We start from the raw sequence: 1,362 nt of genomic DNA on the forward strand, positions 1-1,362 counted from the left end.
GGTGACGCATAATTTCTTTCGCAAATTGACAACCGCATAGCGGAACACGGCCCGCGCCCCGTCATATGATTTCTAGCGGCTAAACAACAAATCAACGACGAAAGGGGCACGGGCCGTGTCTGCGAACATCGTAACAGTCGACGAGGAGTCGCTGCGCAAGGACATAAAGAATCTGGTGAGGAAGACCGTCGAGGAGACGCTCAACGCGCTGCTCGACGAGGAGGCGTCCGAGCTCGTAGGGGCCGGGCGCTACGAGAGGACGGCAGGCCGGGAGGCATACCGCAGCGGCCACTACGCGAGAAAGCTCGTCACCGGGGCAGGAGAGGTCGAGCTCAACGTGCCGAAGCTGCGCGGCGCGACCTTCCAGACGGCCGTTATCGAGCGCTACCGCAGGCGCGAGACTTCGGTCGAGGAGGCCATCGTCGAGATGTACCTCGCGGGCGTCTCGACCAGGAGAATCGAGGACGTCTCCGAACTCCTCTGGGGAGCGCCCGTGTCCTCCGGCACCGTCTCCAACCTCAACGAGAAGGCGTTCGCGTCCATCGAGGCCTGGCGCCAGAGGCCGCTCGAGGGCGATTACCCTTACGTTTTCGTCGACGGCATCTACCTCAAGCGCAGCTGGGGAGGGTCCTACGAGAACGTGGCCGTTCTGGTGGCCATCGGCGTCAACTCCACCGGCGACCGGGAGGTCATCGGCTGCGCGGAGGGCTACACCGAGTCGGCGGACTCGTGGCGCGAGTTCTTCTCGTGGCTCAGGGGGCGCGGGCTCTCCGGCGTGCGGCTCGTCACCGGCGACAAGTGCGCGGGGATGCTCGGTGCGCTCGAGGAGGTGTTCCCCGGGGCACGCTACCAGCGCTGCACGGTCCACTTCTACCGAAACGTGTTGGGAAGGGTGCCCGTGACCAGGAGGAAGGCCGTGGCGCGCATGCTGAAGGCGATTCACGCGCAGGAATCGCGCGAGGCGTGCTCGAGGAAGGCGGCGGAGGTGGCGGACGAGCTGGACGGGATGAGGCTCGGCGCGGCCGCGAGGACGGTGCGCGACGGCTTCTCCGAGACTCTCGCCTACACGGACTTCCCGCCGGAGCACTGGCGCAGAATCCGGACCAATAACGGTATCGAGCGCATCAACCGCGAGATCAGGCGGAGGACGAGAGTCGTAGGGACCTTCCCGGACGGCAACTCGGCCCTGATGCTGGTGACGGCGAGGCTGAAGTACATCGTGGAGCACGAATGGGGCAAGAGGAGGTACCTGGACATGTCGAAGCTGGAGGAGATGGACGAGCTGAGCAAGAAGGCGGAGGGCTAGAGCAAGGCGGGGCCGAGGCCGCCTCGATCAATTTGCGAAAGAATCTTGACGGTACC

General features: G+C 64.8%; 1 protein-coding gene. It reads left to right on the forward strand.

Going from position 1 to position 1,362, the window contains the following annotated elements; all coding sequences use genetic code 11:
* The first annotated feature begins 115 nt into the window (after window positions 1-115).
* Window positions 116-1,306 (forward strand): IS256 family transposase, encoded by a 1,191-nt coding sequence (locus tag DW136_RS09835; RefSeq protein ID WP_117648577.1) that lies wholly within the window; start codon window positions 116-118, stop codon window positions 1,304-1,306.
* Window positions 1,307-1,362 lie beyond the last annotated feature (56 nt).

It is taken from the genome of Collinsella sp. AM12-1 (genome assembly GCF_003472325.1).
Classification (GTDB): domain Bacteria; phylum Actinomycetota; class Coriobacteriia; order Coriobacteriales; family Coriobacteriaceae; genus Collinsella.